Here is a 14,615-nt window from a genome sequence, read left to right on the forward strand (position 1 = left end):
GATCGCCGATCACCACTGATGCATCACGCTAGGAAACCCATGACGCCTGCTATTTGCATTCAAAATCTGCAAAAATGCTACGGTTCCGTTAACGCTGTTCAGAACGTCTCCCTGCAGGTCGAGCCAGGGGAGATTTTTGGGCTACTGGGCCCCAACGGGTCGGGTAAAACCACCACCCTTCGCTGCCTTTGCACCCTCACCACACCTGATGCCGGTACTGTGGAGGTGTCCGGCATTTCCGTCTTAGAGCATCCCAAACGCGCCCGACAGCTCCTAGGCTACGTGGCTCAAGAAGTCGCCATCGATAAGGTACTCACCGGACGAGAACTGCTCCAGCTCCAGGCCGCTCTTTACCATTTGCCATCCCAGCAAAGCAGCGATCGCATTCGCCACATGATTGATCTGCTGGGGCTAACAGAATGGATTGACCAGCGCAGCGGCACCTACTCCGGCGGCATCCGCAAGCGCCTAGACCTGGCCGCAGGTCTACTCCATCAGCCCCATGTGCTGGTGTTAGACGAACCCACCGTGGGTCTAGACATTGAAAGCCGCGTGATTGTTTGGAACTTCCTGCGTCAGTTGCGTGAGCAGGGCACCACCATTCTGATCACCAGCCATTATTTAGAAGAAGTAGACGCCCTCGCCGACCGCGTGGCGATTATTGACAACGGCACCGTCCTGGCTACCGGCCGGCCATCCGATCTCAAGGATCAGCTCGGGGGCGATCGCATCACCCTCCGCATCCGCGAATTTACCCCGGCTGATGAAGTCGAAACGGCAAAATCTGCTCTAAAATCCGTGAGCTGCGTGCAAGAGGTGATCGTCAATCCCGCCCAGGGCAACTCCCTGAACTTAATTGTGACGCCCCAAAGCGATGCCCTGACCACCGTTCAACAGGCCCTGCACCAGGCCGGACTACCCACCTTCGGCATCTCCCAGTCTCGCCCTAGCCTCGATGATGTCTACCTAGCGGCCACCGGCAAAACCCTGATGGATGCTGAACTTGCCGCCGCCAGCCGCCGCGATCCCAAGGCAGAGCGTAAGCAAAATATGCGCTAAGGTTCTCTCGCTCTCGCCCGTTGCTACCCACACGAATGCGGAGCAAGGTTGATAGTGTGATATTGAATCATTGATTGAGTAGTTGATTGAGTAGTTGATTGTTGATCCCCGCTGAACTGCACGGCTAATTCCTATGACACGTACGGTAACACCCCAAGTCTCATCACCCGAGGTTACGGCCTCGACGATCCCGGAAGCGATCGCCCTCCCAGGTCTGTTCTCCTCTGAGTTTGTCCAAGAAACGGCAGCCCTCACCCGCCGCCTCTTCATTCAGCTTCAGCGCCGCCCAACGACCCTGATTGCTGGAGTGATCCAGCCGTTGATGTGGTTGGTACTCTTTGGGGCGCTGTTCCAAAACGTCCCCCGCGGACTGTTTGGGGAAAGTGATAATTACGGACAATTTTTGGGAGCCGGCATCATTGTCTTCACAGCCTTTGGCGGTGCCCTGAATGCCGGACTGCCGGTGATGTTTGACCGCGAGTTTGGCTTTCTCAACCGCCTGCTCGTGGCTCCCTTGGCCTCGCGGCTGTCCATTGTCTTGGCCTCAGCTCTGTTCATTGCCACCCTCAGCCTGATCCAAACCGCTGCCATTGTTGGCACCAGCGCTTTCCTAGGCGCAGGGTTGCCCGGTCTAGGAGGATTGCTGCTAGTCACCGCCATCGTCCTGCTGCTGGTGTTGGGCGTCACCGCCCTGAGTTTGGGATTGGCCTTCTCCTTGCCAGGACATGTGGAACTGATCGCCGTCATTTTTGTCACCAACCTACCGCTCCTATTCGCCAGCACGGCCCTCGCCCCCCTCTCCTTTATGCCCGCCTGGCTACAGGTCGTCGCAACCCTCAATCCCCTCAGCTACGCCATTGAGCCCATCCGCTATATCTACACCCACAGCGACTGGTCGCTGACCAGCGTGGTGATGCAGGCTCCCTTTGGGGCAGTCTCCATGGTGGCGGCGCTAGCGGTACTCGTCGTCTTTGATGCGATCGCCCTTTTAGCCGTTCGCTCCACCCTCAAACGCACCCTTTCCTAACAGCAGGCTGGGAGCAAATTCAGGGCATCCAGCGTCTCTTACTGTAGTTCACGTCTTCTTGCAACTATTGATGACCATGGCAACAGTCTCCACCGTTCGATTCCTCCGTCGCACCGCCCTAATAGGGTTACTGGCAACCAGCAGCCTGCTGGCAGCCGGTACTGCGATCGCCCAAACTACAACATCCTCCGACCTCGATCCCCTAGAGGGACTGCGCACTCAAGATGGCGGCAGCGGCAATATCCTCGACAACAACAACGGCGGCAGTATGTTTGACATCTACCACCGCATGAACCTGAACAACGGACAATCGTCTCAGCAGTTCTATAATCAGCAGCGAGACAATATTGACGCCGCTGCCTCCGACTTCCGCGCCGAACAGCTCCGCCGCATGCAGCAACAGGAAGAGCAAGACACCCAGGCACCCAGCGAAAACTAGCGCTTGCTAAAAATTCGGGTCAAACCTTGATGATCTTGTCGGACGGATCAAGAATCTTGAGGTTGTAAAGCCGTGCTTCGCTAAGATTTCGGTGGATCGCCGGTGTTCCTCACCCGCATCACACTTCCCAGCAAGTTGTACCAAAATCCGGCTCCCATGGAAATGGCGATGCCGCTCAGCACCCATCCCACCATTCGCTTCAAGATCGGCACGGGCCACGATTGGCTCGCGGCTTGCTGTTGCTCGGTCACCATTGGCGATCGCCCGATCGGTAGCGGAATGTCATCCAGGTTCTCCGCCACGGCTGCCTTCAGTCGCCGCAGTTGTTCAGCCTCAGGCGTTGCGGCATCTAGGTTAGAAGTATTAGAGGCATCGGTTTGCGGTAGGGTCAGCCCCGTCAAGGTATCGGCCGATCCTGTCGGGGAATCAGTTCCATCCAATGGCTGATCCAACGACTGCTCTGACAAGCTAGGCGGCTCAGCACTGGGGAGCGTTTGCAGTTGGCCAGCTGCGGTTTGAATGGCACGACGCAGATCTGAATCCTGGGAGAGCCGCTCGATCATGTATAGCGTATCGGCATTAGCCACATAGGCGATCGCCACGCCAATGATCAGAGCAATGCCCTTCGCATTGCGTTTATACACGCCGCTGGCCCGCTCCATAGATTGATCAAACCAGCTACTCAGCTCAACTTCGAGGTGCTGAACGCTTTTTTCTAGCGACTGCTCTAGGGCATCTACACTGGTTTCAGCCATCCGCGCCAGGTCTCCGAGGCTACGCTGGAGATGGAGGGGAAGGGCGACCTGCGCCTGAGATGGAGCTGTCGTCGCCAAGGCTTGATCCACCAGATCTCGCAGTTCTGGATGGAGGCGATCGTAGGTGGTGCGATCGGTCAGCAGGCTGACAACTTCACTGAGGGTTGGCGGACTAATAGCCAACCCCACAGACTGACGCAGATAAGGTAACCGGCGACGAACAATATCCTTACAGTGATTGTCGTTGATCAGCAATTGATCAATAATCTGCGTAAACTCCAGCAGATAATCTGTCACATCCTTCAGGCTTTGGCTCAGCGATCGCCGCTGTTGGCAAAAGTCGTAAATAATGCGATTGAGATTTTGCTTAAGCTGCTCTACTTCCGATTCAAACAGGGCATCATTGGCAACGCTGTAGCGCAAATCGAGTAAGATACTCTGAATCTGCGTCAGCTTTTCCTCCACCGCGTCCCGCAGCAAAATTTCACTGTACTTGTGCCCCAACTCCCGAATCTTCAGCTTTTGGATCAAAGCAGCCGCAAAGGTTGGGGAAGGAATATAGGAGGGGCCACTATCGGCTTCCCCAAAGATCTTGGGCGATCGCGTGAGGGTTGTATAGGCGCTGTAGATCATCTGTCCAAACCAACGAAATCCTCGGGCGATCGCCCCAGTAGCTTCCTGGTTGAGCGATCGCATCAAAGGAGCACGATATAGCTCATCGACAAACTCGGAAAGGTGGGATTGCCGCGCTTCATCACCCGTGAGCAACTGATCCACGGATTTTTTCAAATGCTCCGCTCGCCACTGCAGGACAGTACCGATTAATTCCTGAATCTCAGATGCTAGCAGACTCAAAATTAGATAAACAAAGATGAGTCCAATAGCAATGTCTAAAATAAACGGTAGATCCATACAAGTCTCCTATCCCACCAGTACACCAACCTGCACCACGCGATCGCCACGCATGGCACACCATATTCAAGCACAGTGCTGGCGAATCGACATGCATAGGCTCCTGACACAGACTGGGAGAAAGATGCGGATCGGCAGCAGGCAGGAGCGATCGCTCCCCATTCACCCCCCATGGACAAAAGCTGGCCAACGATTCCACAAGGGCCAAGCTGGTTCAATATCATTACTAGCGATCGCCCCATAGGTAGCCACCATCCGCCCATCCCCCAGCGTTCCAGCAGGAGCGATCGCTAGGACACCGACGCGTAGCTGGCTGCAAAGTCTTGGATGCTCTGACTTTCATACTGCTCAAAGGGCTGGTGAATCCATGGATTATCAGGTAAGTAATCTACATAGTAGTCCGGCTTGATCACCGAACAGTCCTTGTACCACAGCACCGCCGTGCGCACCTCTTCGATATAAAATCCATAGCGGCGATCCAGCCAGGGAAGGGTTTTCTGCAGCGTCACCCCAGAATCGACCAAGTCATCCACTAACAGCACATGGCTGCCCAAGTTCGCCGTCGTTTTGGTCAGATCTGCCCCAAAGGTAATTGAGCCACGGGTTTGGTTATTCTTGCCCCCATAGGATGTGGTCGCCAAAATAGCCAGCGGTACATCATAGATGCGAGCCAAAATATCGCCGACCCGCAGCCCCCCCTTCGCCAAACAAACAATTTGGTTAAACTGCCAGCCCGATTCATAGATCTGCACGGCCAGTTGTTCAATCTTTTGGTGATAGTCTGCCCACGACACATAGAGGTCTGACATGGTTGGCGCTCCTAACTCTTGGCAATCACGAATGAAAAGCATCATACAACTGTTGCAAGCGTTGGGTTAGATTGGGTTCATCCAAGATTCGTGACAACAGACTCAGACACCCCCTAAAACACCATGCTGTTACACCATTCCTACCTAGCGCGATCGCTTGCCCCCCTGGTGATCACGCTGGGTCTGGTTGGGGCACAAGCTGCCCAAGGCACCGAGAGCGGCGATCGCCCCCAACTCTATCCCGTTCCCATCGATGACCGCTGGGGATTTATCGACGAGACGGGCGCGATCGCGGTGGCACCCAAGTTTGAAGCAGCCCAAGGTTTTTGGGGTGGAGAGCTAGCGCCGGTGCAGGTGGGCGGACGCTGGGGCTATATCGATCGCAGCGGCACCATGGCCATTGCGCCCCAGTTTGATGCGGCAGGTCTGTTCAGCCAGGGGCTCGGTGTCATCCAACAGGACGACCTCTGGGGCTTCGTGGACAACCAAGGGGCGATCGCCCTAGAGCCCGACTATGTCTGGGGCTATGAATTTGGGGAGGATCACCTGGCCGCCGTGGCGATCGCCGACCAGGTTGCCGACGACCAAGCCGCCCGCTGGGGCTTCATTGACCCCCAAGGTACGGTGATCATTCCCGCCAAGTTCTACGATGCTCGCTTCTTTGCCGAAGGACTCGCTCCCGTCTCCGTTGCCCCTAGCTGGACTGGCTATTCTAGCTGGGGATTTGTGGATACCACAGGACAGATGGCGATCGCCCCCCAGTTTGACGCCGCCTTCTCTTTTTCGGAAGGACTGGCTCCCGTTAGCGTGCAAGGGCGATGGGGATTTGTCGCCCCAGATGGCAGCTTGTCCATTTCTCCCCGCTATGCCCAAGCCTGGATGTTTGGAAATGGGCTAGCTCCGGTGCAAAACCTTGACGGTCTGTGGGGCTTTATCAACCACCAAGGCGACGTGGTGATTCCCTTCCGCTATGACTACGCCTATAGCTTTTCCGAGGGGCTAGCCTACGTTATGGTTGAAGGACAGCCAGCCTATATCAACCCAGCGGGAGACCAGGTTTGGCCCGCTCCTCCATCAAGCCGCTAACAGGACGTCGTTAACCCCCTATGCCTCATCTTGCCATCATTGGCGGTGGTGTCGTTGGCGCAGCGATCGCCTACGAACTCAGCCATATCCCCGCCCTGCATCTCACCCTGCTTGAGCAACATCAGCCCGCCCAAGCCTCCACCGGCGCTGCCCTCGGCGTTTTAATGGGAGCCATTAGCCATAAAACCAAGGGACGGGCCTGGCGCATGCGGGAAACCAGTTTGCGCTGCTACGACGCTTGGATACCCGAGCTAGAGAAGCTTACGGGTAAAGCCTTTCCCTACAACCGCCAGGGCATTGTCATGCTGCTGTCGGAAGGTGCCGACCTGGCCAATTGGGATACCCTGATCAGCACTCGTCGGGCCCAGGGCTGGAGCCTGGAATGCTGGAGTCGCGATCAGTTGAGCGATCGCTGCCCCCAGGTGCAAGATGACACGATTATGGCGGCGATCTACTCCTCCGGCGATCGCCAACTGGATCCCACCGCCCTCACCCTCGCCTTGCTCGATGCAGCCCAGCAGCGCGGTGTTGCTCTGAAACTGGAAACGACCGTCACGGCAGTAGACTGTGCCGCCGACGGGACAGCTCAGGTGCTGCACACCACAGACGGAGACCTAGCTGTTGATGGCCTGGTGATCGCCGCTGGCCTTGGATCCACGCCCCTCACGGCCGCGATCGCCCAACCCGTCGATATTCGCCCGGTGCTCGGTCAAGCCATGCGGGTGCGCTTACCGGAAGTTCTCGGACATCCAGACTTTCAGCCCGTCCTCACCGGCAGTGACATCCACATCGTTCCCCTTGGGGATGGCGACTATTGGATTGGCGCAACCGTGGAGTTTCCCGATGATGTCGGTGAGCTTCAGGCCCATCCAACGCTGCTCGACCAAGTTTTGGAAGGGGCGATCACCTTCTGTCCTAGCCTCAGCCAGGCCCAAGTGGTACAAACGTGGTCAGGTCTGCGTCCTCGCCCCTTCAACCGCCCGGCCCCTATCGTGGAACCGCTGCCTGGAACCGCCAACGTCTGGCTGGCCAGCGGTCATTATCGCAACGGCGTCCTGCTAGCACCGGCCACGGCCAAGGCGATCGCGGCCTGGGTGCAGAAATTCTTTGGACTGGAGCCAGCCTAGGCGATCGCGCCACGTTTGGGTCATACCTGAGGTATACAGCTTCGGTTTATTGGTGAGAACGGTTGCCTGAAAGTGATCTGCCAGTATCTAGTGTTAAGTGAGCTATCAATGTCAAAATTATCACCCGAAACTCTGAATCTCTTTTTTCCACAATGGCAGGGTTCAGCAAGATTTGAACTTTATGAAGGGGCTAAACTTCTTTATGAGTCCCTTCATAACAGAATTTCATTCACTCAGATTCCTAGTTCTTCAACTTATTCCCTAGCTGCTGACAAAAACATTCTTGGATACAGCCAAATCTTTTCTCAACTTCTAGATGCTTGCAAGGTGATTCAGACTCATATCCCAGAACGTATTTTGACTATTGGAGGAGATTGCGGCGTTGAAATTGCTCCAGTTTCTTTTCTAAATAAGAAATACGATCAATCCCTAGCTATCATTTGGCTAGATGCTCATGGAGATTTGAATACACCTAGTTCATCTCCTAGTGCTCATTTCCACGGAATGCCGTTGCGGGTTTTACTGGGTGAAGGCGACGTAAGCTTAGTGAATCAAGCCTTCTCAACATTACGCCCAGAGCAAGTATTTTTGATTGGAGCAAGGGAGCTTGACCCACCTGAAAAAAGTTTCATTCAACAGAATGAATTATCTGTTTTTTCTGCCGAAGCAATAAACGATGGAGATGTTGATTGCTTATTCTCAATGCTGGACAAGACTGGCTTTGATAAGCTTTACATCCATCTTGATTTAGACGTCATCGACCCTGAAGAATTTCCTCATGTTGCTTGTCCAACGCCAGGTGGAATACACATAGACAAACTCAAGGACTTATTAGTTAGCTTAAAACGAAAATTTGACATAGTTGGCTGTAGCGTGCTGGAATTCTTACCTTCTGGGTGTAAAAACTTGGCAATCTTAGAAGTTGTCAAGCTGCTTGACTACATTAGTTTGCCGCTGCTGACAGCCGTATAACCATTGCAATGCAGCGGACGGAAACATATCGCTACTTCTTAGTTCAGTTTGCATATCGCCGCTGGCTGCAACCGTTCGATGACGTTATGAGTAAGACAACTCTAGGGATAGGTAGGATACGTATAGCCTGCGACTTGGCTCCGATAAGGCGATAGCGCAACGCCTCCAAGCCTGATGAGACGATGCGTCACGGCTGCGCCTAACGGCATAGGAAGTGATCATTCCACGCTTTCTGGATCATGAATAGGCAACAGCAGGCAGCCATTGATCCGCCACATGTGGTCGAGCTGCTGCTGCATCAGATAGAGGGCGCGGGATAGGGTGCCATCCTGGCCTAGGATCAACACCGCTTGCGCAAGGTGGTGATCAATCATCCCTAAATCTTCGAAAATCACAGAGCGGGCTTGATACACCGATGGATAGGCGCGCCGCACCATATGCATAAAGCGATCGGGGGTTTGAAACTGCAGTTGAATGCTGGGGCTGGCGAAGGAAAAGGCCTGCATGGCATTGCCCTGTTCAAATGCCTGCAACTGTTGAGAAATCGTGGTTTTGATCGCCAAGCGATCGCGTTCGGTGATGTCTATCATGACCTCGATTCTGCGAATGGTTCAACGGATCGTTCAATGGATGGTTCAGTAGATCGTTCAATAGATCGCTCATGGAAAAGATGACAACGGTCGATGCTAAGTGGGAGAACATAGCGATGGGCCAGCATTTCGACATCGCTCAAGGCTTAAATCCTGATGGAAAGAGGGTTGAGCGCAGTCGAAACCCGGCCTTGAGTCCACCTACGTCCCAATCTCTAACGTCCTCACCAGGAAGGCATAGCGATCGGCAATTTCTTCAATCACCTTGGCCGTAGGTTTACCAGCTCCATGCCCTGCCTTGGTCTCAATGCGAATCAGCACTGGAGCCTCGCCCCCCTGGGCCGCTTGGAGAGCAGCCGCAAATTTGAAGCTATGGGCGGGCACCACTCGATCATCATGGTCAGCCGTGGTAATCAACGTGGCGGGGTAGGCCGTTCCCGGCTTCAGATTATGCAACGGTGAATAGGCATAGAGGGTGGGAAAGTCGTCGGCATGTTCCGATGAACCATATTCCGAACACCAGGCCCAGCCAATGGTAAACAAATGGAAGCGCAGCATATCCATGACGCCCACGGCGGGCAAGGCAGCCCCAAAAAGCTCAGGACGCTGGGTCATACAGGCTCCCACCAGCAAACCACCATTACTGCCACCGGCGATCGCTAGCTTGTCTGAGCGGGTATAGCCTTGGTCGATCAACCATTCCGCTGCGGCGATGAAATCATCAAAAACCGTTTGCTTGCGCTGCTTCGTACCCGCCTGATGCCAGTCTTCGCCATATTCACCCCCACCCCGCAGATTGGGCACCGCATAGACACCCCCCATCTCCATCCAAACCAGGTAGCTAGGGGAAAAGCTCGGGGTGAGAGACACGCCAAAGCCACCGTAGCCGTAAAGCAAGGTGGGATTGTTACCCTCCAGCACCAACCCGGCTTTATGGGTGATGAACATGGGAATTTGGGTACCGTCGGCACTGGTGTAAAACACCTGGGTGGTGGTGAAGTCTTCGGGATTAAAGTCCACTGTGGGCTGGCGGAAGAGCTGGCTTTCCCCGGTCACGGCATCGTAGCGATAGATACTGGTGGGCGTAGTGTAGCCCGTGAAGCTGTAGAAGGTTTCCGTATCCTGGCGCTTGCTGCCCAAGCCCCCCACCGAACCAATGCCGGGTAGGGGCAGTTCTCCCAGGGGTGTACCGTCTAGAGCAAAGCGCTGCACCTGACTGCGGGCATCTTTTAGGTAGGTGGCCACAAATTGATGATTCAGCACCGTCATGGATTGCAGAGTTTCCGCCGCTTGGGGAATCACCTCCTGCCAATGATCGCGATCGGGCTGGGTTAGATCAATGGCAATCAACCGTCCCCGAGGCGCATCTAAGTCGGTCTGCACCCAAAGGCGATCGCCCTCAGCTTCCACCACGTTAAACTCCGCCTCAAAGTCTCGGATCAGCTCCACGACTGGACTATCGGCCACCGTCAGATCTTTGTAGAACAAGAGATTTTTCGGTTCAGTGCCCCGCCAGACGGAAATAATTAACAGCCGCCCATCGTCCGTGACGCTACCGCTGAACCCCCATTCCTTCTCGTCAGGGCGATCGTAGATCAGCACATCGTCAGCCTGGGGCGTCCCCAAACGGTGGTAGTAGAGCTTCTGGTAATAGTTCACCGCCTCAAACTGGCTGTCGGCGCTGGGTTCATCGTAGCGAGAATAGAAAAAGCCTTGGTGGTCATGACTCCAGGCTGCCCCGGAAAACTTCACCCACTTGAGATGATCCGGCAGGTCTTCCCCGGTTTCAACAGAGCGCACCTGCCACTCTTGCCAATCGGAACCGGAGCTAGATAGCCCGTAGGCCATAAACCGCGCGTCTTCACTGATGGCAAAATTCGATAGCGCCACCGTGCCATCCTCCGAAAGCCCGTTGGGATCGAGGAGCAGTTGCGGCTCGGCGTCTAAACTGGGCAGGGTGTACAAAATGCTCTGGTTTTGCAGCCCGTCATTTTTAAAGTAAAAGTAGCGATCGCCCATCTTGAACGGCGTGCCAAATTTCTCGTAGTCCCAAAGCTGGGTGATGCGATCGCGCAAGGTTTCTCGGGATGGAATCTGCTGGAGATACTCAAAGGTGAGCTGGTTTTGAGCCTCAATCCAGGCACGGCTGTCCGGCGAATCAGGGTCTTCCAGCCAGCGGTAGGGATCCGCCACCGCTGTACCGTGGTAATCATCCACATGATCAACCTGCAGACTGGAGGGATAGGTGAGGGGAGTTTCAGCCATGGCGATCGCCGCAAATCCAACACCTTTCACTCTATCGCGTTTGCCCACGGCCCAACCAACCCACCACGATGGGCCACACTGAGGGTATTAAGGAAAGGCTGGGTGCGTCATAATAGTGAGCAGATTGCTGACTTAACCCAAGATCGATAGAACCCATGACCCCTCCCTCTGACCTTGAGACAGCGACGCAAGATATCAACCCAAAGCTAGCTAGCGCGCAGGCTAACTCGCGTTCAGCCAGTGATGATTCCGTCGATGAATTTCCTGATGAAGTCGAGATGTCAATTTTTGACCATCTTGAGGAACTCCGTCAGCGCATCTTCTACTCCCTGGGGGCGGCCATCCTCGGCGTGATTGGCTGCTTCCTGTACGTGAAGCCTATCGTGCAGCTCCTCGAAGTGCCTGCCCAGGGCGTCAAATTTTTGCAGCTCTCCCCCGGAGAATATTTCTTTGTATCCATCAAGGTGGCTGGCTATAGCGGTCTCTTGGTAGCAACGCCCTTCGTGCTCTACCAAATTGTGCAGTTTGTGCTGCCGGGGCTATCGCTGCGAGAACGCCGCTTGATTGCGCCCATTGTCTTTGGATCGAGCATCTTGTTCGTTGCTGGACTGGGCTTTGCCTACATCGCCCTCATTCCTGCCGCCCTCAACTTCTTCATCAACTACGGCGACGGCGTGGTGGAGCAACTGTGGTCCATCGATCGCTACTTTGAATTTGTGCTGCTGCTGTTATTCAGCACCGGTCTAGCGTTTCAGGTACCGATCATTCAGCTCCTGCTCGGCACCTTGGGCATTGTGTCATCCCGGCAAATGCTGTCCAACTGGCGATATGTGATTATGATCGCGGCGATCATGGGCGCAGTGCTCACCCCATCTACCGATCCCATCACCCAAAGCCTGTTTGCTGGCGCAGTGTTGATTCTCTACTTTGGCGGTATTGGCATGGTAGTTGCCACTGGACGGTAGTAGCTTAGAACTCTAGCAACCACTCCGAGGCCCGTTCCCCTAGATCAATGGGAATACTCACAGCCTTGCCCAACCGGGGGCGATCGCGCGTCTGTTCAATATACTGACGAATGTACTGTTCGCTGCCCCAAGCGTTCATATAGTGAGCGATCGCCTCCAGATGGGCGAAATAGTCAGCTTCACTGCGGGGAAACGACACCTGCTCCAAATATTTCCACATCACCTGTAGAAACACCTGGTCTTGAATGCGTCGTAGCTGTAGATCGTACGATCGTCCCCATTTGTCTATGAGTAGCTGATGCAGCTCCTCTCCTGTCATGATCTGTCCTGCTGCTAACCCGTTCCTATCTATCTTAGAGGCTATTGATGGGCGGTATCACTCCCAGCGTCTGACCTGTGGGGTCTTAGGACAACCCACCCCCGTCTCTGAGTGCAAGTGCTTTCAAAGCCCCTCTACCGCCCTGGGAGAGGGGTTTGGGGTGAGGGTCTTCAAGGTTGGTCAGTCAACCAGTCCCCATCTATCTCCTCGTCCCAAGATGCAGGCGATCGCCCATAGACCAGGATTTCTAGTAACAACAAACGCGCCACATTCGATCAAAACTTAATATTTTTTCATATTGAAATCCCTAGGTTTCACGGCATTTCTAAGGCTGTACAATACTTCTAGAAGAAGTGTAAATTTCTATCATTAATTGCTTGTGTAACTAATCGTTAAGTCCGGCGATGGTAAGCGTGGCTGTCAAAGCGGCAGGGCGTTGGGGCGATCGCATTGGTTTAGCTTTCCGAGAGTGATCTGACTTAAGAAAGCGATACGATTAAACACAGAACACTTGTAGAACACGACTCAAACGCCGTATCCAATAAAATCATGACACAACTGTCTGGAAATGCTGATGTGCCCGATATGGGGCGTCGTCAGTTTATGAACCTGCTGACCTTTGGTGCTGTGACAGGAACCGCCCTAGGGGCCCTCTATCCCATCGTGAAATATTTCCTGCCTCCCTCCAGTGGTGCTGGTGGCGGCGGTGTCGTTGCAAAAGATGCCCTTGGTAACGACGTCGTTGCGGCAGACTTTTTGGCGAGCCACAGTGTAGGCGATCGCGTGTTGGCCCAGGGTCTTAAAGGCGACCCCACCTACATCGTGGTTAGCAGTGCCGAAGAAATTGCTCCCTACGGTATCAATGCAGTCTGCACCCACTTGGGTTGCGTGGTGCCTTGGAATGCCAGTGAAAACAAATTTATTTGCCCCTGCCATGGGTCACAGTACAACAGCGAAGGTAAGGTGGTTCGCGGCCCCGCACCGCTGTCCCTAGCGCTTGCCCATGCTGAAGTAACCGATGGCAAGGTAGCCTTTGTTCCTTGGACAGAAACCGACTTCCGCACCAACGAATCTCCTTGGTGGAGTTAGGCGATCGCAGTCCCCAACGCATGTCTGGCGATCCTTTACCGTTCCGATGCATCCTTTGGCTGCTCGGTTTTTAACCCATACCCCTGTCTTGTTGAGCTTTCTGGTACCCATGAAATCAAGAATTTGGTCTGCGCTGCTGCCACGTAGCGCCAAGCTGATGGCGAAGGGCACCCTCGCCTTGCTGGCTGCCTTAACGATTTTCCTCGGTAGTGATCTGCTATTGCCCCAATCGGCGGCAGCTTATCCCTTCTGGGCACAGCAAAACTACGAAAGCCCCCGTGAAGCAACGGGGCGCATTGTTTGTGCAAACTGCCACCTTGGCGCAAAGCCCACGGAACTGGAAGTGCCCCAGTCGGTGCTTCCCGACACAGTCTTCAAGGCTGTGGTGAAAATCCCCTACGATAGCGATGCTCAACAGGTGCTGGCCACCGGAGAGAAAGGTGGTTTGAACGTGGGCGCGGTGCTGGTTTTACCCGAGGGTTTCACCATTGCTCCTAGCGATCGCATCCCAGAAGAGATGCAAGAGGAAGTTGGCCCCAGCTACCTCTTCCAAACCTACAGCGAAACCCAGGACAATATCATCCTGGTTGGCCCGCTGCCCGGTGAGCAATATCAAGAAATCGTCTTCCCCGTTCTATCGCCCAACCCAGCCACCGATAAGTCGGTGAGCTTTGGTAAATACTCGGTGCATGTAGGCGGCAACCGTGGCCGCGGTCAAATCTACCCTGCGGGCAACAAGAGCAACAACGCCATCTACAACGCCTCTGCTTCCGGTGTTGTGAGCAAGATTGCTGCTGATGAAACCGGTGGCTACAACGTCACCATCCAGGCAGAAGACGGCAGTGTCGTCGTTGACAACGTTCCTGCTGGGCCCACGCTTGTGGTCACCGAAGGCGATGTGGTCACCACCGGCGCTCCCCTCAATGCTGATCCCAACGTGGGTGGCTTTGGTCAAAAAGATGCAGAAATCGTGCTGCAAAGCCCCACTCGCATCAAGGGTCTGATTGCCTTCATGGCAGCGGTGATGCTATCCCAGGTGATGCTGGTGCTTAAGAAGAAGCAAATCGAGAAAGTGCAAGCTGCAGAAATGAGCTTCTAGAGGACTCCAGCGGTTGGGCGATCGCTCGCCGCTGCCCCATTCTCACCACCTAGTTAAAACGGGGAGGCGATCGTGCGATCGCCTCCCCGTTCGTTTTAAAGG

Annotated in this window: 14 protein-coding genes; 9 read left to right on the top strand and 5 right to left on the bottom strand. The window is 54.6% G+C overall.

Features of this window, described 5'->3' with window-relative positions; all coding sequences use genetic code 11:
- The first annotated feature begins 39 nt into the window (after positions 1–39).
- From JUJ53_RS12730 to JUJ53_RS12740, 3 genes are all read left to right on the top strand, one after another.
- Positions 40–1,059 (top strand): ABC transporter ATP-binding protein, encoded by a 1,020-nt coding sequence (locus JUJ53_RS12730; RefSeq protein WP_204152395.1) that lies wholly within the window; start codon positions 40–42, stop codon positions 1,057–1,059.
- Between the two features lie 133 nt (positions 1,060–1,192).
- Positions 1,193–2,086, top strand: coding sequence for an ABC transporter permease (locus JUJ53_RS12735; protein ID WP_204152396.1), 894 nt, complete (start codon positions 1,193–1,195; stop codon positions 2,084–2,086).
- Positions 2,087–2,162: 76 nt separating this feature from the next.
- The gene (locus JUJ53_RS12740) at positions 2,163–2,525 is read left to right on the top strand and encodes a hypothetical protein (RefSeq protein ID WP_204152397.1); all 363 of its coding nucleotides are present in this window, start codon (positions 2,163–2,165) and stop codon (positions 2,523–2,525) included.
- Positions 2,526–2,605: 80 nt separating this feature from the next.
- Here JUJ53_RS12740 and JUJ53_RS12745 read toward each other — a convergent pair whose 3' ends face one another.
- Positions 2,606–4,192, bottom strand: coding sequence for a hypothetical protein (locus JUJ53_RS12745; protein ID WP_204152398.1), 1,587 nt, complete (start codon positions 4,190–4,192; stop codon positions 2,606–2,608).
- Between the two features lie 290 nt (positions 4,193–4,482).
- Entirely contained in the window at positions 4,483–5,001 is a 519-nt protein-coding gene (locus tag JUJ53_RS12750; RefSeq protein ID WP_204152399.1) for a phosphoribosyltransferase family protein, read from the bottom strand.
- 123 nt (positions 5,002–5,124) lie between these two features.
- On the opposite strand from JUJ53_RS12750, the gene JUJ53_RS12755 reads away from it, so the two are divergent.
- The 3 genes from JUJ53_RS12755 to JUJ53_RS12765 all read left to right on the top strand — a co-directional run bounded on the left by JUJ53_RS12755 (position 5,125) and on the right by JUJ53_RS12765 (position 8,186).
- A complete protein-coding gene (locus tag JUJ53_RS12755; protein WP_204152400.1) occupies positions 5,125–6,087 on the top strand; it encodes a WG repeat-containing protein in 963 nt (320 codons plus the stop codon).
- A gap of 20 nt (positions 6,088–6,107) precedes the next feature.
- On the top strand, positions 6,108–7,214 hold the full coding sequence (locus tag JUJ53_RS12760) for an FAD-dependent oxidoreductase (protein ID WP_204152401.1): 1,107 nt from the start codon (positions 6,108–6,110) through the stop codon (positions 7,212–7,214).
- 108 nt (positions 7,215–7,322) lie between these two features.
- Positions 7,323–8,186: an arginase family protein gene (locus JUJ53_RS12765; RefSeq protein ID WP_204152402.1), complete on the top strand. Its 864-nt coding sequence runs from the start codon at positions 7,323–7,325 to the stop codon at positions 8,184–8,186.
- Between the two features lie 218 nt (positions 8,187–8,404).
- Here JUJ53_RS12765 and JUJ53_RS12770 read toward each other — a convergent pair whose 3' ends face one another.
- Both JUJ53_RS12770 and JUJ53_RS12775 read right to left on the bottom strand, forming a co-directional pair.
- A complete protein-coding gene (locus JUJ53_RS12770; protein ID WP_204152403.1) occupies positions 8,405–8,776 on the bottom strand; it encodes a DUF4864 domain-containing protein in 372 nt (123 codons plus the stop codon).
- A gap of 201 nt (positions 8,777–8,977) precedes the next feature.
- Entirely contained in the window at positions 8,978–11,041 is a 2,064-nt protein-coding gene (locus JUJ53_RS12775; protein ID WP_204152518.1) for a prolyl oligopeptidase family serine peptidase, read from the bottom strand.
- Positions 11,042–11,196: 155 nt separating this feature from the next.
- On the opposite strand from JUJ53_RS12775, the gene tatC reads away from it, so the two are divergent.
- Positions 11,197–12,006, top strand: coding sequence for a twin-arginine translocase subunit TatC (gene tatC / locus JUJ53_RS12780; protein WP_204152404.1), 810 nt, complete (start codon positions 11,197–11,199; stop codon positions 12,004–12,006).
- Positions 12,007–12,010: 4 nt separating this feature from the next.
- Here tatC and JUJ53_RS12785 read toward each other — a convergent pair whose 3' ends face one another.
- Positions 12,011–12,325 carry a DUF3067 family protein gene (locus tag JUJ53_RS12785; RefSeq protein WP_204152405.1) on the bottom strand — a complete coding sequence of 105 codons (315 nt, stop codon included), beginning with the start codon at positions 12,323–12,325 and terminating at the stop codon, positions 12,011–12,013.
- A gap of 549 nt (positions 12,326–12,874) precedes the next feature.
- Between JUJ53_RS12785 and JUJ53_RS12790 the strand changes: the two genes are divergently transcribed.
- Positions 12,875–13,414 carry a cytochrome b6-f complex iron-sulfur subunit gene (locus JUJ53_RS12790; RefSeq protein WP_204152406.1) on the top strand — a complete coding sequence of 180 codons (540 nt, stop codon included), beginning with the start codon at positions 12,875–12,877 and terminating at the stop codon, positions 13,412–13,414.
- 109 nt (positions 13,415–13,523) lie between these two features.
- A complete protein-coding gene (gene petA, locus JUJ53_RS12795) occupies positions 13,524–14,513 on the top strand; it encodes an apocytochrome f (RefSeq protein WP_204152407.1) in 990 nt (329 codons plus the stop codon).
- Positions 14,514–14,615: the final 102 nt, after the last annotated feature.

The organism is Leptolyngbya sp. CCY15150, from assembly GCF_016888135.1.
In the GTDB taxonomy this organism is placed as follows: domain Bacteria; phylum Cyanobacteriota; class Cyanobacteriia; order RECH01; family RECH01; genus RECH01.

Excerpts from the sequence above, each read along its gene's own strand:
- JUJ53_RS12730 (WP_204152395.1), top strand. The coding sequence starts at position 40 with ATGACGCCTGCTATTTGCATTCAAAATCTGCAAAAATGCTACGGTTCC.
- JUJ53_RS12735 (WP_204152396.1), top strand. The coding sequence starts at position 1,193 with ATGACACGTACGGTAACACCCCAAGTCTCATCACCCGAGGTTACGGCC.
- JUJ53_RS12740 (WP_204152397.1), top strand. The coding sequence starts at position 2,163 with ATGGCAACAGTCTCCACCGTTCGATTCCTCCGTCGCACCGCCCTAATA.
- JUJ53_RS12745 (WP_204152398.1), bottom strand. The coding sequence starts at position 4,192 with ATGGATCTACCGTTTATTTTAGACATTGCTATTGGACTCATCTTTGTT.
- JUJ53_RS12750 (WP_204152399.1), bottom strand. The coding sequence starts at position 5,001 with ATGTCAGACCTCTATGTGTCGTGGGCAGACTATCACCAAAAGATTGAA.
- JUJ53_RS12755 (WP_204152400.1), top strand. The coding sequence starts at position 5,125 with ATGCTGTTACACCATTCCTACCTAGCGCGATCGCTTGCCCCCCTGGTG.
- JUJ53_RS12760 (WP_204152401.1), top strand. The coding sequence starts at position 6,108 with ATGCCTCATCTTGCCATCATTGGCGGTGGTGTCGTTGGCGCAGCGATC.
- JUJ53_RS12765 (WP_204152402.1), top strand. The coding sequence starts at position 7,323 with ATGTCAAAATTATCACCCGAAACTCTGAATCTCTTTTTTCCACAATGG.
- JUJ53_RS12770 (WP_204152403.1), bottom strand. The coding sequence starts at position 8,776 with ATGATAGACATCACCGAACGCGATCGCTTGGCGATCAAAACCACGATT.
- JUJ53_RS12775 (WP_204152518.1), bottom strand. The coding sequence starts at position 11,041 with ATGGCTGAAACTCCCCTCACCTATCCCTCCAGTCTGCAGGTTGATCAT.
- tatC (WP_204152404.1), top strand. The coding sequence starts at position 11,197 with ATGACCCCTCCCTCTGACCTTGAGACAGCGACGCAAGATATCAACCCA.
- JUJ53_RS12785 (WP_204152405.1), bottom strand. The coding sequence starts at position 12,325 with ATGACAGGAGAGGAGCTGCATCAGCTACTCATAGACAAATGGGGACGA.
- JUJ53_RS12790 (WP_204152406.1), top strand. The coding sequence starts at position 12,875 with ATGACACAACTGTCTGGAAATGCTGATGTGCCCGATATGGGGCGTCGT.
- petA (WP_204152407.1), top strand. The coding sequence starts at position 13,524 with ATGAAATCAAGAATTTGGTCTGCGCTGCTGCCACGTAGCGCCAAGCTG.